Source organism: Thermodesulfobacteriota bacterium (assembly GCA_040757775.1).
Classification (GTDB): domain Bacteria; phylum Desulfobacterota; class UBA8473; order UBA8473; family UBA8473; genus UBA8473.
On record JBFLWQ010000007.1, the window covers coordinates 115,220 to 130,047 of the forward strand.

The 14,828-nt window shown below is 41.4% G+C and carries 13 protein-coding genes, 8 tRNA genes and 1 other RNA gene; 1 reads left to right on the forward strand and 21 read right to left on the reverse strand.

The features are described 5' to 3' along the window. Positions 1 to 99 precede the first annotated feature (99 nt). From AB1401_06525 to smpB, 19 genes are all read right to left on the reverse strand, one after another. Complete coding sequence (locus AB1401_06525; protein ID MEW6615107.1) at positions 100 to 1,443, reverse strand: OmpA family protein; 1,344 nt, start codon at positions 1,441 to 1,443, stop codon at positions 100 to 102. 179 nt (positions 1,444 to 1,622) lie between these two features. Further along, positions 1,623 to 2,102: a hypothetical protein gene (locus AB1401_06530; GenBank protein ID MEW6615108.1), complete on the reverse strand. Its 480-nt coding sequence runs from the start codon at positions 2,100 to 2,102 to the stop codon at positions 1,623 to 1,625. Positions 2,103 to 2,360: 258 nt separating this feature from the next. After that, complete coding sequence (locus AB1401_06535) at positions 2,361 to 3,839, reverse strand: B12-binding domain-containing radical SAM protein (GenBank protein ID MEW6615109.1); 1,479 nt, start codon at positions 3,837 to 3,839, stop codon at positions 2,361 to 2,363. Between the two features lie 246 nt (positions 3,840 to 4,085). Beyond that, positions 4,086 to 4,162 (reverse strand) — tRNA-Asp (locus tag AB1401_06540). 39 nt (positions 4,163 to 4,201) lie between these two features. Further along, positions 4,202 to 4,277 (reverse strand) — tRNA-Val (locus AB1401_06545). A gap of 22 nt (positions 4,278 to 4,299) precedes the next feature. Further along, positions 4,300 to 6,750 carry an endopeptidase La gene (gene lon / locus AB1401_06550; GenBank protein ID MEW6615110.1) on the reverse strand — a complete coding sequence of 817 codons (2,451 nt, stop codon included), beginning with the start codon at positions 6,748 to 6,750 and terminating at the stop codon, positions 4,300 to 4,302. Between the two features lie 61 nt (positions 6,751 to 6,811). Next, complete coding sequence (gene clpX, locus AB1401_06555; GenBank protein ID MEW6615111.1) at positions 6,812 to 8,065, reverse strand: ATP-dependent Clp protease ATP-binding subunit ClpX; 1,254 nt, start codon at positions 8,063 to 8,065, stop codon at positions 6,812 to 6,814. 87 nt (positions 8,066 to 8,152) lie between these two features. After that, a complete protein-coding gene (gene clpP, locus AB1401_06560; GenBank protein ID MEW6615112.1) occupies positions 8,153 to 8,743 on the reverse strand; it encodes an ATP-dependent Clp endopeptidase proteolytic subunit ClpP in 591 nt (196 codons plus the stop codon). Next, positions 8,718 to 10,037, reverse strand: coding sequence for a trigger factor (tig, locus tag AB1401_06565; GenBank protein MEW6615113.1), 1,320 nt, complete (start codon positions 10,035 to 10,037; stop codon positions 8,718 to 8,720). Before tig ends, clpP begins: the two co-directional genes overlap by 26 nt. Positions 10,038 to 10,067: 30 nt before the next feature. Then, a tRNA-Leu gene (locus tag AB1401_06570) sits at positions 10,068 to 10,155 on the reverse strand. 74 nt (positions 10,156 to 10,229) lie between these two features. Next, positions 10,230 to 10,305: transfer RNA gene (locus AB1401_06575), tRNA-Lys, on the reverse strand. A gap of 6 nt (positions 10,306 to 10,311) precedes the next feature. Then, a tRNA-Arg gene (locus tag AB1401_06580) sits at positions 10,312 to 10,388 on the reverse strand. Position 10,389: 1 nt separating this feature from the next. Further along, positions 10,390 to 10,466: transfer RNA gene (locus AB1401_06585), tRNA-His, on the reverse strand. A 29-nt stretch (positions 10,467 to 10,495) separates the two neighbouring features. After that, positions 10,496 to 10,572 (reverse strand) — tRNA-Arg (locus AB1401_06590). Between the two features lie 19 nt (positions 10,573 to 10,591). Beyond that, a tRNA-Pro gene (locus tag AB1401_06595) sits at positions 10,592 to 10,669 on the reverse strand. Between the two features lie 38 nt (positions 10,670 to 10,707). Next, positions 10,708 to 11,316 carry an XTP/dITP diphosphatase gene (locus AB1401_06600; protein ID MEW6615114.1) on the reverse strand — a complete coding sequence of 203 codons (609 nt, stop codon included), beginning with the start codon at positions 11,314 to 11,316 and terminating at the stop codon, positions 10,708 to 10,710. Continuing rightward, positions 11,317 to 12,039, reverse strand: coding sequence for a ribonuclease PH (rph, locus tag AB1401_06605; GenBank protein MEW6615115.1), 723 nt, complete (start codon positions 12,037 to 12,039; stop codon positions 11,317 to 11,319). A 200-nt stretch (positions 12,040 to 12,239) separates the two neighbouring features. Further along, positions 12,240 to 12,591: a transfer-messenger RNA gene (gene ssrA / locus AB1401_06610) on the reverse strand. 80 nt (positions 12,592 to 12,671) lie between these two features. After that, the gene (gene smpB, locus AB1401_06615; protein MEW6615116.1) at positions 12,672 to 13,142 is read right to left on the reverse strand and encodes an SsrA-binding protein SmpB; all 471 of its coding nucleotides are present in this window, start codon (positions 13,140 to 13,142) and stop codon (positions 12,672 to 12,674) included. A 336-nt stretch (positions 13,143 to 13,478) separates the two neighbouring features. Between smpB and AB1401_06620 the strand changes: the two genes are divergently transcribed. Next, positions 13,479 to 13,709 carry a hypothetical protein gene (locus tag AB1401_06620; protein ID MEW6615117.1) on the forward strand — a complete coding sequence of 77 codons (231 nt, stop codon included), beginning with the start codon at positions 13,479 to 13,481 and terminating at the stop codon, positions 13,707 to 13,709. Positions 13,710 to 13,712: 3 nt separating this feature from the next. Here AB1401_06620 and AB1401_06625 read toward each other — a convergent pair whose 3' ends face one another. After that, the gene (locus tag AB1401_06625) at positions 13,713 to 13,853 is read right to left on the reverse strand and encodes a hypothetical protein (GenBank protein ID MEW6615118.1); all 141 of its coding nucleotides are present in this window, start codon (positions 13,851 to 13,853) and stop codon (positions 13,713 to 13,715) included. 28 nt (positions 13,854 to 13,881) lie between these two features. Continuing rightward, a partial coding sequence (locus tag AB1401_06630; GenBank protein MEW6615119.1) for a hypothetical protein occupies positions 13,882 to 14,828 on the reverse strand: 947 nt, incomplete at its 5' end.

Sequence of the window (14,828 nt, forward strand, 5' to 3'; positions counted from 1 at the left end):
GAAAAAGGGGGCACACCCTCCGGTAAGCCCCCCTCCCATTAAGATCGAACAGATTTGCGTGGATCAATTGAGTTCCTACTGATTATCCGGGAATCTCCCTTATTTCTTGATTACTAGTATAGTATCAAAGTTGGCTTCTATGCGCCGGTTTTTCTTGCGCCCTTCAGCAGTCTTGTTATCTGCAATCGGCATGGTCTCTCCATATCCCTTTGCCGAAAGGCGGGAACGATTAATACTGAATTTCTGCACAAGATAATTCACAACGCTCTCGGCACGCCGCCGGGAAAGGTCCTCATTCATTGCGGCTTTCCCGACATTGTCGGTGTGTCCTTCAATGGTACCGGTAGCCTTGGGATATTTTTTCAGAAAATCCGCAATCTTGGCGATTTCTTCATGATATTGGCTCTTGATGTCAGCCTTGGCCGTGTCAAACTCAATCGCAAGGGTTATAGATACCTTTTCCTTTTGCAGTGGTATCGGACAGCCATCTTTGTCAACAACAGTACCTATCGGTGTTCCAGGACACTTGTCAAGGTAGTCCGCTACACCGTCCTTATCAGAATCGAGCGGGCAACCATCCTTATCAACAGTAACATCTTCCGGTGTTCCAGGACACTTGTCAAGATAGTCCGCTACACCGTCCTTATCAGAATCAAGCGGACAACCATCCTTATCAACAGTAACATCTTCCGGTGTTCCAGGACACTTGTCAAGGTAGTCCGCTACACCGTCCTTATCAGAATCAAGCGGGCAACCATCCTTATCAACAGTAACACCTTCCGGTGTTCCAGGACACTTGTCAAGGGAATCTACTACACTGTCATGGTCTGAATCTTGTTCTACCGGTGGTGCCGCCTCCTCCTGTTTTTTAGGTTCCTCGGCTTGTTTAGCCACGACAACAGGGGCCGCAGCACGCTTGGCACCTCCGAAGTAAAAGGTCAAACCCAGGGTGGATTCCAGGTTGTTGTAAACACTGCCGATACCTAAAACATGCCGTACATCAGCCCGGAGTGCCAGCCAGTCCGTGAAAAAATATTTCAAACCAGCCCCGTATGCAGGGGTGAACCGCGAGTCATCCTTGATACCGTCGTAGTCGATGCTCATGCCTCCGACTCCGGCAGCCAGGAAGGGGACCAACCTGCTGTCCGGCATAAAATGGTATAGCGCCTCAATCCGATAATTGTAGACGTCGGTACCAGAGTCCGTGGGTTTGTACTTGGTGTCCACATAGTTGAAAACCAACTCGGTACCCCAGTTTTTGGTTAAATCGTAACCGACACGCAAGCCGTAGACTGGCTTATCTCTCAGGTCCTGGTTGCCCTCGAACAAAAACCAACCCGCGAAGGGAGAAATGGAAAAGGCGCCGGGCTTGATTTCACCAAGTGCCGGTTTACTGAGAAGTATCAAGAGAATGATAGCGAGAAAAAAATGAATTTTCTTCATTAATAAATACCTCCTTTCAATTTAGAGAAATATCAGCCTTCGATTTCGCCAACCTTAGGGATTTACTCCGTCGGGTCAGTGGCTTTCAGCCCTCAGATTGGCAGAAGTTGAAATCTACATTTTTTATCCGAAACATGATAATCGAAAAAGTTCATCACAACGGGTTCTATTCCACATCTTCATTTCTTTCCTTTGCCTTTCATTTTGTCTATGATATCCATGCCTCTGCCTTTATCCTTGCCCTTGTCCTTATCTTTGCCCTTGTCCTTATCCTTGCCTTTGTCAAGATCATGGCCGCGCTTCAGGGCATGGAATTCCTCTGATCCAGGTTTGATACCCAGGCTCTTAGCAATTACACCCCAGCCCTTACCCTTGTTGGATTTGTATTTTTGAATAACATATTCTGGTGGATGGTTTGACATTTCTCCAAGGCGGAAAACCATATAAGCGTCCGCAGGTCTTTCAACATTGCCTAGCACAGCATTGACTTGCACAGGGCCGATATTGAAACGCGTTGCAATTTGTGCCCTGAATCCTGACTGGTCTGCTTCAGCTCTGATATTAAGATTTTGCATCCAATCAAAATCACCTGCTACTGCTGCTGATGGAACAAGTAAAATCAGAATCGAGATCACAAAAAACATTTTTTGTAGTCTCATAAATCCTCCTTTCTTGCCTCTATGGCATTAACAATAAATTCTTTCATTCTGGTTAATAATCTATTTTTATTCTTTATATTAGTTATTTGTCAAGATTAAATTAATTATTAGGAGACCATGGAAACTATATGGGTATCATTAAATATGTTGTATTCCCAAGATTTCAGGAGATTTCTCAATGCAACAGATACCAATAGATATTAAACTCTCTTGAAGGTTTCCCCTTTTCTCCATTTTTTTATGTTTTTTGCATTTGGTTCATATTTTTTTCGCTATCTTACGGAAGTGGTGTCCGTAAACCATAAGGGTCACGGCCTCGGGAAAGGATTTTCTATAAAATATCATTGAGTTGAACAGCATTTTCCAATAATACCATTGAGATGCACCATTTCCTAAAATACCAAGATAAAAGACGGATTTAAAGAATGCCTTAATCTGCACATACTTTATTCTTCTTTTCCTGGAAGGCTTATAATGTTCTAGAAACTTGCAAACCCGTTGATAATACTGCCGGGGGCTGTAGATAGTTCTGACTATCCTTCTGTAACCCTCAATAAGTTTTGCCCTGTCCATCCTGGGGATGAAGTTGATACTACCATCAGTGTTATCGCCTGATGAGCATAAGTCAAGACGGTGCTCATCTTTCAGTCGATGCCAGAGTCTGGTGTTCGGCAAAGCGTTTAACAGACCCACCATAGCGGTTACCACCCCTGTTTCCTGGATAAATTTTATCTGTCTTGCAAAGATGCCTTCATTATCGTTGTCAAATCCGACAATATAGCCCCCGAGAACCTGTAGACCTTTTACCTGCAACTTTTTTATCGCAGCCCTCATGTCAAGCCTGTAGTTTTGGTGCTTTGCGCATTCTTTCAAGCTATCCTCATCAGGTGTCTCTATCCCGATAAAGACACTGTCAAAGCCGGCTTCAACCATCAGATGGATTAATTCTTCGTCACCGGCAATGTTAATCGAAGCTTCCGTTAAAAACCCGAAGGGATAATTGTGTACCTTCATCCAGTTGATCACCTCGGGCAACATATTTTTGATTGCCTTTTTATTGCCGATAAAGTTGTCGTCAACAATAAAGACACTGCCACGCCAGCCCGTATTATAAATTGCCTGTAGTTCATTCAAAAACTGATCAACGCTCTTCAAACGCGGGTTGTGGCCAAACATTGCCGTAACATCACAAAATTCGCAATTGAAGGGACAACCCCGCGAATGCTGAATCATCAGGGAAGCATAATTTTTAACATTAATCAGCTCCCAATTGGGAAGAGGTGTTAATATTAATGCAGGAAAGTCGGGAGAGTGATAAATTTTCTTTGGGGTACCGTTTTTAAGGTCAGCCAGAAATGGAGGCAGGGCGTTTTCCGCCTCATTCAAGATCAGATGATCTACCAGATGCATATATTCCTCTGGTGTCCCATTGAAGAGAGGTCCCCCGGCAATTACCTTTTTCCCCATGCGCTGGCAGCGGTGGAGAATTTCGTGAACAGATTCTTTCTGGACTAGCATAGCACTGATCATCACATAGTCGGCCCATTCAAGATGTTTATCCCTGAGCTTTTTTACATTTAAATCAATAAGGCAAACATTCCACTCATCAGGGAGCATAGCCGCTACAGTCATTAACCCTAGGGGGGGAAAGGCAGCTTTCTTGGATATATACTTCAAGATATATTTAAAACTCCAGAACGTAACCGGATACTGCGGATAGGTCATTAAAATGTTCATGATAATCTCCTTTTATGTCTCTTATTATCACACTTATCACCGAAAGAGCTTTCCTAATACTGCGACCTGTCCGGTAACCGGAGTGTGTTAAGATTGGTTGGAATTTTGTATAGGGGATACTAAAATAGTTGTAGTATTAAATAATACCACACAAATACTATAAGTTGCAAGTTAAAGTAATATTTTGTTGGGGAAATGTCCGAAAACAAAGGGGTTAGCCGCAATTGGCTAACCCCTTTGTTTTAATGGCGGGGCCGACGAGACTCGAACTCGCGACCTCCGGCGTGACAGGCCGGCGTTCTAACCAACTGAACTACGACCCCTTATTTATACAACTCTGATTTTGCCAATGCAAAATCAGATGGTAGGCGGAACAGGGCTCGAACCTGTGACCCCCGGCTTGTAAGGCCGATGCTCTCCCAACTGAGCTATCCGCCCAAAGAAATACTGGCTTCTCATTTTAATTTACAGATTGGTTTGTAACCTCCTGGATTCTTTCTTGTTCATAGAACTCCTCAGTAATCCCTTCATCCTCTTTCTTTTTCATAAAATTGTCAGGGTCATCCAGTATCAAAGCCCTTTTCAAGACCTCATCCATATGCTCTACCATCACAATATATACTGTCTTTAAAATCTTGACAGGGACTTCCTTAATATCCTTTTCGTTCTCCTTAGGAATAATGATTGTCTTTATACCACCCCTGTGAGCAGCCAAAACCTTCTCTTTAAATCCACCAATGGGAAGGACCCTGCCTCTAAGGGTTATTTCCCCTGTCATAGCTATATCCTTCCTCACAGGTTTCCTAATCAACGCAGAGGTTATAGAGGTTGCTATGGTAATGCCAGCCGAAGGCCCATCTTTTGGTATAGCCCCTTCTGGAACATGTATATGTATATCAATGTTTTGATAAAAATTCCTTTCTAAACCAAAGAGTTCTGCCCTTGACCGAACATAACTCAGAGCAGCATGGGCAGATTCCTGCATAACATCACCCAGTTTTCCAGTAACAGTCAGTTTTCCCTTGCCCGGCATAACTGTTACCTCTATAGCAAGTAATTCTCCCCCCAGTTCGGTCCAGGCAAGGCCAGTTGCAAGCCCCACTGTGTCATCATCTTCCGCTTTACCATATCTGTATTTAGGAACCCCCAAATACTTCTGAAGACTACTTGACTGAATCCTGACTTTTGTATTCTTCCCTTTTTTGGCGACCTCTTTTGCTACTTTCCGACAAATAGATGCTATCTCGCGTTCAAGGTTCCTGACACCTGCTTCCCTGGTATATCTACGGATTACGCCGAGAATAGAATGAAGTGAGAAAACAACATTTTTATCAGCCAGACCATGGGCTTCTATCTGTTTTGGAATCAAAAACTTTTTAGCTATATTCAATTTTTCTAATTCTGTATAACCAGCAATACGAATAACTTCCATACGGTCCTGCAGAGGGAGAGGGATTGAAAACAAAGTATTTGCTGTAGTAATGAACATCACCTTAGAAAGATCATAATCTACATCTATATAGTGGTCGTTGAATGCCTGATTCTGTTCAGGATCCAATACTTCCATCAATGCAGCTGATGGGTCTCCTCTAAAATCAGTGCTCATCTTGTCCACTTCGTCTAACAGGAATACAGGGTTATTTGAGCCCGCCTTCTTTATAGACTGGATGATCTTACCAGGCATTGAACCAATATAAGTTCTACGATGCCCTCTTATCTCAGCTTCATCACGGACTCCACCAAGTGAACACCTTACAAACTTCCTTCCGGTTGCTCTTGCAATAGATTTGGCCAAAGAGGTTTTACCCACCCCAGGAGGACCCACGAGACAAAGGATTGGTCCCTTCATCTTCTTAACCAAGCTTTGAACAGCAAGATATTCTACTATTCGTTCCTTAACCTGTTTTAACCCATAGTGATCCTCATCTAAAATTTTCTCAGCTTCTGTTATGTCCAATTTATCTTCAGTTTCATCATACCAGGGAAGGGAGATCAACCAATCTATATAATTGCGTACCACTGTGGCTTCAGCAGACATAGGGGCCATCATTTTAAGCTTTTTAAACTCTTTTTCGACCTTTGTTGTTGCCTCCTTTGACATCCTTTTCTTTTTAATATTTTCTTCTAGTTCCTTAAGCTCAGTCTTAAACTCATCCTTTTCCCCCATCTCTTTTTGAATTGCCCGCATCTGTTCGCTGAGGTAGTACTCTTTTTGGCTCTTCTCCATCTGCTTTCTAACTCTGGTCTTAATCTTCTTTTCTATCTGGAGGATTTCAATTTCAGACTCAATTAGTTGGAACAGTTTCTCTAATCTCTCTGCGGTATTGAAAGTTTCTAAAATATCTTGTTTATCCTCCAACTTAATATTTACATGAACAACAATAGTATCGGCTAATCGACTCGGGTCATCAATGGACAATACGGAAGATAGCATATCCTGGGAGATTTTTTTATTCAGTCTGACGAAAATCTCAAAGGAATCTTTAAGATTCCGCATCAATGCCTCAATTACATTGGTTATTTTCTGAAAATCATTTACCTCCTCAACACTCACCTGCAAGAACTGTGTATTGGGAATAATTCTCCTTATCACTGCCCTTTTTTTACCCTCAATAAGAACCTTAACTGTTCCATCCGGTAGTTTTAAAAGCTGAAGGATGGTGCTCAAAGTCCCAACCCTGTAAATATCATCATCTGAAGGGTTGTTAACCTTAGCATCCTTTTGGGTAGTCAGGAACAAGCTTTTTTCATTCTTTAGAGCATATTCCAATGCATCTATCGACTTTTCCCTACCAACAAACAGTGGCACCACCGAATAAGGAAATACTACAATATCCCTAAGGGGCAGCAAAGGATATATACTTTCAACACTAGGTGCGTTATTAGAGCCTTTGGAAAGTTTGAACAACATTATTCTGCATCCTCTTGATCAGATGTGTCCTTTATGAAACAACAACGTACAGTCTATAAAATTACGCAGATTCTGCTTTCTTTTCGTATACAAGTATAGGATTTTCTTTTTTTTGAACTACTTCTTCGGTTATAACACATTCCCGGATGTTCGATTGAGATGGCAGTTCGTACATAATGTCCAGCATAATATTTTCCATAATCGACCTCAGTCCTCTTGCCCCTGACCTCCGCTTCTGAGCCTCTTTTGCTATTGCTACCAGAGCATCATTGGTAAAATTAAGACCAACTTTTTCAAATTCAAATAGCTTTCTATATTGCTTCACCAGAGCATTTCTTGGTTCCTTTAATATCCTTACCAGGTATTCCTCAGACAGGTCACTTAAAGTAGCTATTACTGGTAATCTTCCAATAAATTCCGGGATTAAACCATATTTTAATAGATCCTCTGGCTGAACCTTTATCAGAATATCACTAACCTGTTTTCCCTCATTACTCCTGATCTCTGATCCAAAACCAATTGAACTTCCCCTTATTCGTCTCTGGATAATCTCCTCTATACCATGAAATGCCCCCCCACAGATAAAAAGGATGTTGGTTGTATCTACTTGAAGAAATTCCTGTTGAGGGTGTTTTCTACCACCTTTAGGGGGAACACTGGCTACTGTACCTTCGATGATTTTCAGAAGGGCCTGTTGTACCCCTTCTCCTGATACATCCCTGGTAATGGAAGGACTGTCAGATTTCCGGGAGATTTTATCAATCTCATCTATGTACACAATACCCTTTGATGCCTTTTCAACATCATAATCCGCAGCCTGCAATAAAGCAAGTATAATATTTTCTACATCCTCCCCAACATATCCAGCCTCGGTAAGGCTTGTAGCATCTGCAATAGCAAAAGGAACATGGAGAATTTTAGCAAGAGTCTGCGCTAACAGGGTTTTGCCGCAACCTGTAGGCCCGATAAGTATAATGTTGCTCTTTTGAAGTTCAACGCCGTTCAGATCTATCTTGGAGTTTATCCTCTTGTAGTGGTTATGTACTGCAACAGAAAGAATCTTTTTTGCCCTTTCCTGTCCTATAACGTATTCGTCCAGGAATTTCTTTATCTCAAAGGGTTTCGGAACCATGAAGCGCCCATCGTAACTCTCTTCTTTTTCAAACTCCTCGGCAATAATATCATTGCAAAGTTCAATACATTCATCACAGATGTAGACGGTAGGACCAGCTATCAGCTTTTTTACTTCCTTTCTTCCTTTGCCACAAAATGAGCAGCTTAAATTCTCAACTATATCATCATCTTTCCTATCCACTTATTTCCTCCCTATTGTCTACCACCCACCCCCTCAGCCCCCCCTTTGGAAAAGGAGGGCTTGGGGGTTCAAATGGAATAACACCTACTACACAGATGCCTTCTTTTTAATAACTTCATCAATAATTCCGTATTCCTTAGCTTCCTCGCTGCTCATAAAAAAATCTCGCTCTGTCTCTCTTTGTATTTTTTCTAAAGGCTGCCCAGTGTGATAAACCAATATCTCATTTAACCTCTCTCTTATCTGGAGAATCTCCTTAGCATGGATCTCTATATCTGTAGCCTGTCCCTGGAATGCACCCAGAGGCTGGTGTAGCAATATTCGGGAATGGGGAAGGGCATATCTCTTACCCGGTTCTCCTGCTGCCAAAAGCAACGCTCCCATACTTGCAGCCTGTCCCATACATAATGTTGAAACCTTGGGTTTTATGTACTGCATGGTGTCATAGATAGCAAGGCCAGAAGTGACTATACCGCCCGGCGAATTAAGATAAAGGTGAATATCCTTGTCAGGATCCTCAGACTCTAAAAATAACATTTGGGCAATAACCAGATTAGCCACTGTGTCATCTATAGGAGTGGCTATGAATATAATCCTCTCTTTTAGCAAACGGGAATAAATATCATAAGCCCGCTCTCCACGGCCAGTCTGTTCAATCACTATTGGAATCAGTGTCATTTTTCCTTCTTTCTATTTCTTTTATGTTAGCCTTTTCAATTATAAAATCAAGGGTTTTTTCTGTTTTAAGTCCACTCTTCAATCTCTCTCTAGCTTCGTCTCCTTTGTAATGATTTCTAACAACTTCAACATTATGCCCGGAATTTTCTGCAATTTCAAGTATCTTATCTTCAATATATCTTTCGTCTACCTCTATGGATTCCTTTTTTGCAATCTCTTCAAGGAGGAAACCGACTTTCACCTCTTTTTCAGCCTGGTCTTTATAGCTTTCTCTAATGCTATTAGCAGATATACCAACCTGCTCCATACTTACCCCCTGAAGAGACAGCCGCATCTGTGTTTCTTTTATCTTATCCTGAAGATGTTGATTGACTAATGAAGGCGGAACTTCAAAGGCATTTACCTCAACCAATTTATTTAAAAGTTGGTCTCTAAGGTTAGCTTCTATTCTGATTTTATCTAGCCTTTCTAAATTTTCTCTTATCTTTTGTTTAAGTTTCTCTAATGTCTCAAATTCTCCTAAATCCTTGGCAAAGTCATCATTTAACTCAGGTAGAATCTTCTCTTTTATCCCTTTTATTTTGACTTTAAAGGTTACCTCTTTACCCGCTAAATCCTTTTTACTGTATTCCTCTGGCAGGGTTATCTGAATATTTCTTTCATCCCCTTTTTTTAGTCCAGGCAACTGCTCTTCGAAATCCGGGGAAAAGGATCCAGACCCCACCTCTAGCAAATGATCGGCAACCTTTTCCCCATCAATTGCTTTCACATCCCAAAACCCCTCATAATCAATAACAACAAAATCCCCAACCTTAATGGGGCGAGATTCCTCTACCTCTCGTAACTGTGCGTTTGATCGCTGCAACTCTGCAAGTTTTTTATCTATATCTTCTTCGGATATATTTATTTTACCCTTCTCTAACTCTATACCTATATAACCCCTGACATCTATCTCAGGTTTAACTTCAACTTTGGCAGAATAGGTAAATTCCTTACCTATCTCCAAAACATTATTGTCTATCAATGGCTGTGAAACAGGTGTTATATTTTTTTCTTCCAGTATTTTAAAGTAAGAATCATTTACAAGCTTTATGATAACCTCGCCTTCCACCTCTCTCTTATAGTATCTTTCAAGAATACTTCTGGGAACCCTGCCCTGACGGAAACCTTTTACCTTAGCCTTCCTTCGTAAATCCTCATAGGCAGAATTCAACTCACTTGTAACCAATTCTTTTGGCAGGGTAACACTAAACTTTTTTTCGACAGGGCTTATCTCTTCTATTTCTATCTTCATCTAATCCTCGGGTAAAGAAATAAATAAACTTGGTGCGAGAGGGGGGATTTGAACCCCCACCCGACTGAGGCGGGCTGGATCCTAAGTCCAGTGCGTCTGCCAGTTCCGCCACTCTCGCTAGGACATCGGGGACAGGTTTAAAATCTGCCTCTATTGTCTTTCCAATTACAGAGCGAAAAGTGCCTAAGTTTATGGTGGGCCGTGTAGGGATCGAACCTACGACCTACTGATTAAGAGTCAGTTGCTCTACCAATTGAGCTAACGGCCCTTTGTTTGGTACGCCCGGTCCGACTCGAACGGACGACCTGCGGATTCGAAGTCCGACGCTCTATCCAACTGAGCTACGGGCGCATGGGGTGAGTGAAGGGATTCGAACCCTCGACCACTGGAGCCACAATCCAGTGCTCTAACCAACTGAGCTACACTCACCATAGTAATTAAATTATAAGACTAGTTTCTGGCACGCCCGGTCCGATTCGAACGGACGACCTACGGATTAGAAGTCCGTTGCTCTATCCAGCTGAGCTACGGGCGCCCGTATTTACAACCTTAATTGGTCGGGGCGAGAGGATTTGAACCTCCGACCCCCTGCTCCCAAGGCAGGTGCGCTAACCAGGCTGCGCTACGCCCCGTCAAAAAGATTGTTAAATAGCACATAACCAAAAATATTTCAACCTTTTTCTATCCTTTTTAGATACTCTTTCAGCACAACTCTCAGCTTTTCCATAGCCTTTGCCCGATGGCTGATTTTGTTCTTTATCCCTGGTGGTAACTCTGCAAAGGTTTTTCCATACTCAGGAACAAAAAATAGAGGGTCATACCCGAAACCAAATTTACCTCTTTCCTCAAATTGAATTATTCCCCTACATTCACCCTCAACAATATCTTCCTTTCCCTCAGGTGCAACAACAGCGATTACACACCTGAACGTAGCACCCCTTTTGTAGAGTGGAACACCCTCAAGTCTTATAAGTAACTCCTTGTTGTTTGCATCATCATTGGCATTTTCCCCGGCAAACCTGGCAGAATAGACCCCTGGCTTTCCATTAAGGAAATCCACCTCTAATCCTGAATCATCAGCAACCGTAATCTTTTTGGTTAAAGAAGCTATGGCTTTTGACTTTATTAAGGCATTTTCTCGAAAGGTTGAGCCACTTTCCTGTATAGCAAGCACTTCGGGGATATCTTTAAGGGATAAAACCTTAAGATTTAGTCCCTTAATCAATTCTTTAATCTCTCGTAACTTCCCTTCATTCCTGGTTGCCAGAACAATTTCCATTTAGAAAAGATACCCTATCATCTCTCTTTGTTTTGCAATCAGTTCTCCTATTCCTTTGGATGCAAGCTCAGTCATTTTATCTATCTGGTCTTTTGAAAAAGCCTTCCTCTCTGCAGTACCCTGTATTTCAACAAACAAACCGCTACCAGTCATTACAAAATTCATATCTACTTCAGCATTAGAATCTTCCTTATAATTTAGATCAAGAAGCATCTGTCCATCCACCATGCCTACACTGAGGGCAGCTACGTAATCTAAAATTGGCATTTTGTCAATCTCCCCCTTTGCTTTCAGTGTATGGAATGCTTCAGCCAAGGCGATAAAGGCTCCTGTAATGGATACCGTCCTTGTACCACCATCTGCTTCTATAACATCACAATCCAGCAAGATGGTTCTTTCACCAAATCTCTTCAGGTCGGTAACGACCCTCATAGAACGGCCAATCAATCTCTGTATTTCATGAGTTCTGCCTCCTTTTTTTCCAGTAGATGACTCCCTAACTGTACGCACCATAGTTGATCTTGGTAACATTGAATATTCAGCAGTTATCCAACCCTGATTTGCATTCTGTAAAAAAGGGGGGACCCTGTTTTCTACAGTAGCGGTACATATTACTCTGGTATTACCCATCTCAATCAAGACCGAGCCTTCTGCGTGTTTTATGTAATCTTTTGTTATAGCTACCTTACGTATTTCATCGGGCATACGCCCATCATTTCTCATTGTCTCTCCTGACTTTTTAGGATGTGATACATTCTTGATACCTTTGGAGCCAACTGTTTCAAGGTCTCTTCCCTCATACTCTGGATCAATTATAACCGCATATAAGTTTCAGGGAGGCACTAAAAAGAAAAAGACGTGAATGAACAAGTCCCGTACTATAAAAGTACGGGACAGGCAACTATTTAATTTCCTCAAATCATTGGTGGAGGCGGCGGGAATCGAACCCGCGTCCGAAGATATTCCACTTAAGCATCTACATACTTAGCCTGTATTTTAGTTTCGCATTTTAAAGCCCCTACAGGCAGGGTCATTAAAACACTAGCTTATTTTTGGTTTGCCCCCTTTATATAAGCATCAAAAGGAGACTATCCTGCTAGTCGGCGCTCCATCCAGCCCCGCAGGAAAGACTGGGGGAACGTTAGCCGCTTTAAGCGGCTAAGGCATATTCGTAGTTGTCTGCGATTATGTTTAGATCCTATTGTTTTACGAGTGAATAGGACCTCGGTATGCAGCTCAGGCTTCAACTATCCCCGTCGAAACCATGTCGCCCCCTAAATTATTCTTGCCAGTACAAATAATTAATAATGTAGAAAAACGGAGGGGTTTTATTTAACTTATTTCAAAGAGCCTGGTTACTTATTGAACCTTAATGACCTTTCTAAATCTCTTTTTTCCGTTTCCTTTTTTATGCTTTCCCTCTTATCGTAGAGTTTCTTGCCCCTTGCCAGTCCTAGTTCTACTTTTGCCTTTCCATTTTTTAAATACATACTCAGAGGGATAAGAGTCATCCCCCTCTCATTAATCTTTCCAATCAACCGCTTTATTTCTACCTTATGCAGGAGCAACTTGCGCTCTCGGAGTGGGTCATGATTGAATTGATTGGCATGTTCATAAGGAGAAATGTGTGTATTTATTAAAAACAGCCCTCCATTCTTTATCTTAGCATAGCTGTCTTTTAGACTTACTTTTCCCAGCCTGCATGATTTTATCTCACTGCCTTTAAGCACAATACCTGCTTCGTATTTCTCATCAATAGAATAATCATGCCATGCCTTTCTATTTTTACATATCATTTTTTCAGAGAATGATTTCTTTGCTACCATCTACCATCTTAGACCTTTGAAAATTTATACAAACTGTCATTGCGAGGACCAGAGCGACGTGGCAATCTCTTTGATAATCAGCCCGTTATGAGATTGCTTCATCCGCCTCTGGCGGATTCGCAATGACAAATTGGGCATTCTTCAAAGCTCTCCATCTATATCGGGGAACTATACTAAAACATAATCAAAAAATGAATGCTGAAGCGAAAAGAGATATTTTTTGTATTGTAATACAGAGACGAAAAGATGTCAAGAGAACACACTATCCGGTAGTGTCCTAATTTAAACCTTGAACAATTGGAGATTATATTATATATTATAATAAATGGTGACAAGATGGATTTTGTTTATATTAAATGGTTAGATTCTAAAAGTGCTTCTAATGAATGGGAATATTTAGAAGAGATTGAGTCATTAAAACCTGTATTTTGTGAATCTATTGGGTTTTTAATAGAAAGCAATGAAGAATATAAAACATTGGCTTCCACTATTAGTGAAAGCCAAGTTTTGGGCAGGATAACCATTCCTTCTTGCTCAATTGTTAATTATCGGGTATTATCCCAATAATTATTATCTTTTCTTTTTTTTGTCAGGGCGTTGCGTTAGGGCTGAACCAGCAACGCTCTTGACTTTTTGGGGCGTCTTAGGGTCTTTAAGAAGTTTGGAAGCAATTGTTCCAACTTTCTTAGATGTTCTTTCATTTTTTGCCATTCTATCACCTCCCTTCTAATAAATTTGGTTATCCTGCCCAATTTAGAATTTCTTCAAAAGACCAAATATGATCTGTAATCCCTGCTGCCATTGAAGGCGTAATCCTCAGTGTAGTATGAATTCTCACAAAATTGTAATGTGCAAAGTGTAATGCCACGGCTGCTTTCAGGTTTTTGATCTTTTTACTGAAAGCATTGGTTAAACGAGTGAAGCGTCTGCTTTGCATCCTCACAGTGAGATTTTGCCTTTCCACGTATGAAGTGCAAATCTTAGCTGGATTGGGATTTCCTATAATATATTGTTTCGTTGTGGAAATGACTTTTGGTGTGCTATACTTACCAGCACTGATCGGCTCCGCTTCATACGATTTTACAATTTGTGCATAATCGACATTGCCGCCAAAAGCGAAATCTATCGCATCTACATACGCCCTCAATTTATCCGAACTTATTTGAACTCTATTAGTAAGGCGTGATTCTAAGTCGGTAATAAACGCATACGCTGTAGCAAAATCACGTTTTCCAACTTTGTATGCTGGAATTAATTTGGTGTCTGGATCAAGCGCAACAAATGTGTAAAAATCGCCAACCTCATTAGGATTGTCAGTTGTCTTAATGTGGCGCTGTTTTTTGCCGACGTATGCCCATAACTCATCCATTTCAATATGCTTACAGGATAACCCACGCATTTTAGTATCCATGATATTTTCACAAGATTTTCCTGTTTTAACTAACAAACGCATGATTGTATCCCGATGAACACCTGTCATTCTTTCTAAAGAACGGATTGAGATTCCTTCCACTAAACCCCCTATAATCGCTTCCTTCTTTTCAGGCTTTAAAATATTCATGTTGTCAACAAATAGAATTGTCCGCTTTTGTAACAAATGAATTGTCCACTTTTCTGTCCTCGGAGAAATGGTAAATTTGGAGTCGGAATATCTCCCCTGGGATAGAAGACGAGCGGCGGACCTAC

Bases quoted from the DNA above. Each gene is read 5' to 3' on its own strand.
- AB1401_06525 (MEW6615107.1), bottom strand. From the start codon at position 1,443: ATGAAGAAAATTCATTTTTTTCTCGCTATCATTCTCTTGATACTTCTC.
- AB1401_06530 (MEW6615108.1), bottom strand. From the start codon at position 2,102: ATGAGACTACAAAAAATGTTTTTTGTGATCTCGATTCTGATTTTACTT.
- AB1401_06535 (MEW6615109.1), bottom strand. From the start codon at position 3,839: ATGAACATTTTAATGACCTATCCGCAGTATCCGGTTACGTTCTGGAGT.
- lon (MEW6615110.1), bottom strand. From the start codon at position 6,750: ATGTTGTTCAAACTTTCCAAAGGCTCTAATAACGCACCTAGTGTTGAA.
- clpP (MEW6615112.1), bottom strand. From the start codon at position 8,743: ATGACACTGATTCCAATAGTGATTGAACAGACTGGCCGTGGAGAGCGG.
- tig (MEW6615113.1), bottom strand. From the start codon at position 10,037: ATGAAGATAGAAATAGAAGAGATAAGCCCTGTCGAAAAAAAGTTTAGT.
- AB1401_06600 (MEW6615114.1), bottom strand. From the start codon at position 11,316: ATGGAAATTGTTCTGGCAACCAGGAATGAAGGGAAGTTACGAGAGATT.
- rph (MEW6615115.1), bottom strand. From the start codon at position 12,039: ATGAGAAATGATGGGCGTATGCCCGATGAAATACGTAAGGTAGCTATA.
- smpB (MEW6615116.1), bottom strand. From the start codon at position 13,142: ATGGTAGCAAAGAAATCATTCTCTGAAAAAATGATATGTAAAAATAGA.
- AB1401_06620 (MEW6615117.1), top strand. From the start codon at position 13,479: ATGGATTTTGTTTATATTAAATGGTTAGATTCTAAAAGTGCTTCTAAT.
- AB1401_06625 (MEW6615118.1), bottom strand. From the start codon at position 13,853: ATGGCAAAAAATGAAAGAACATCTAAGAAAGTTGGAACAATTGCTTCC.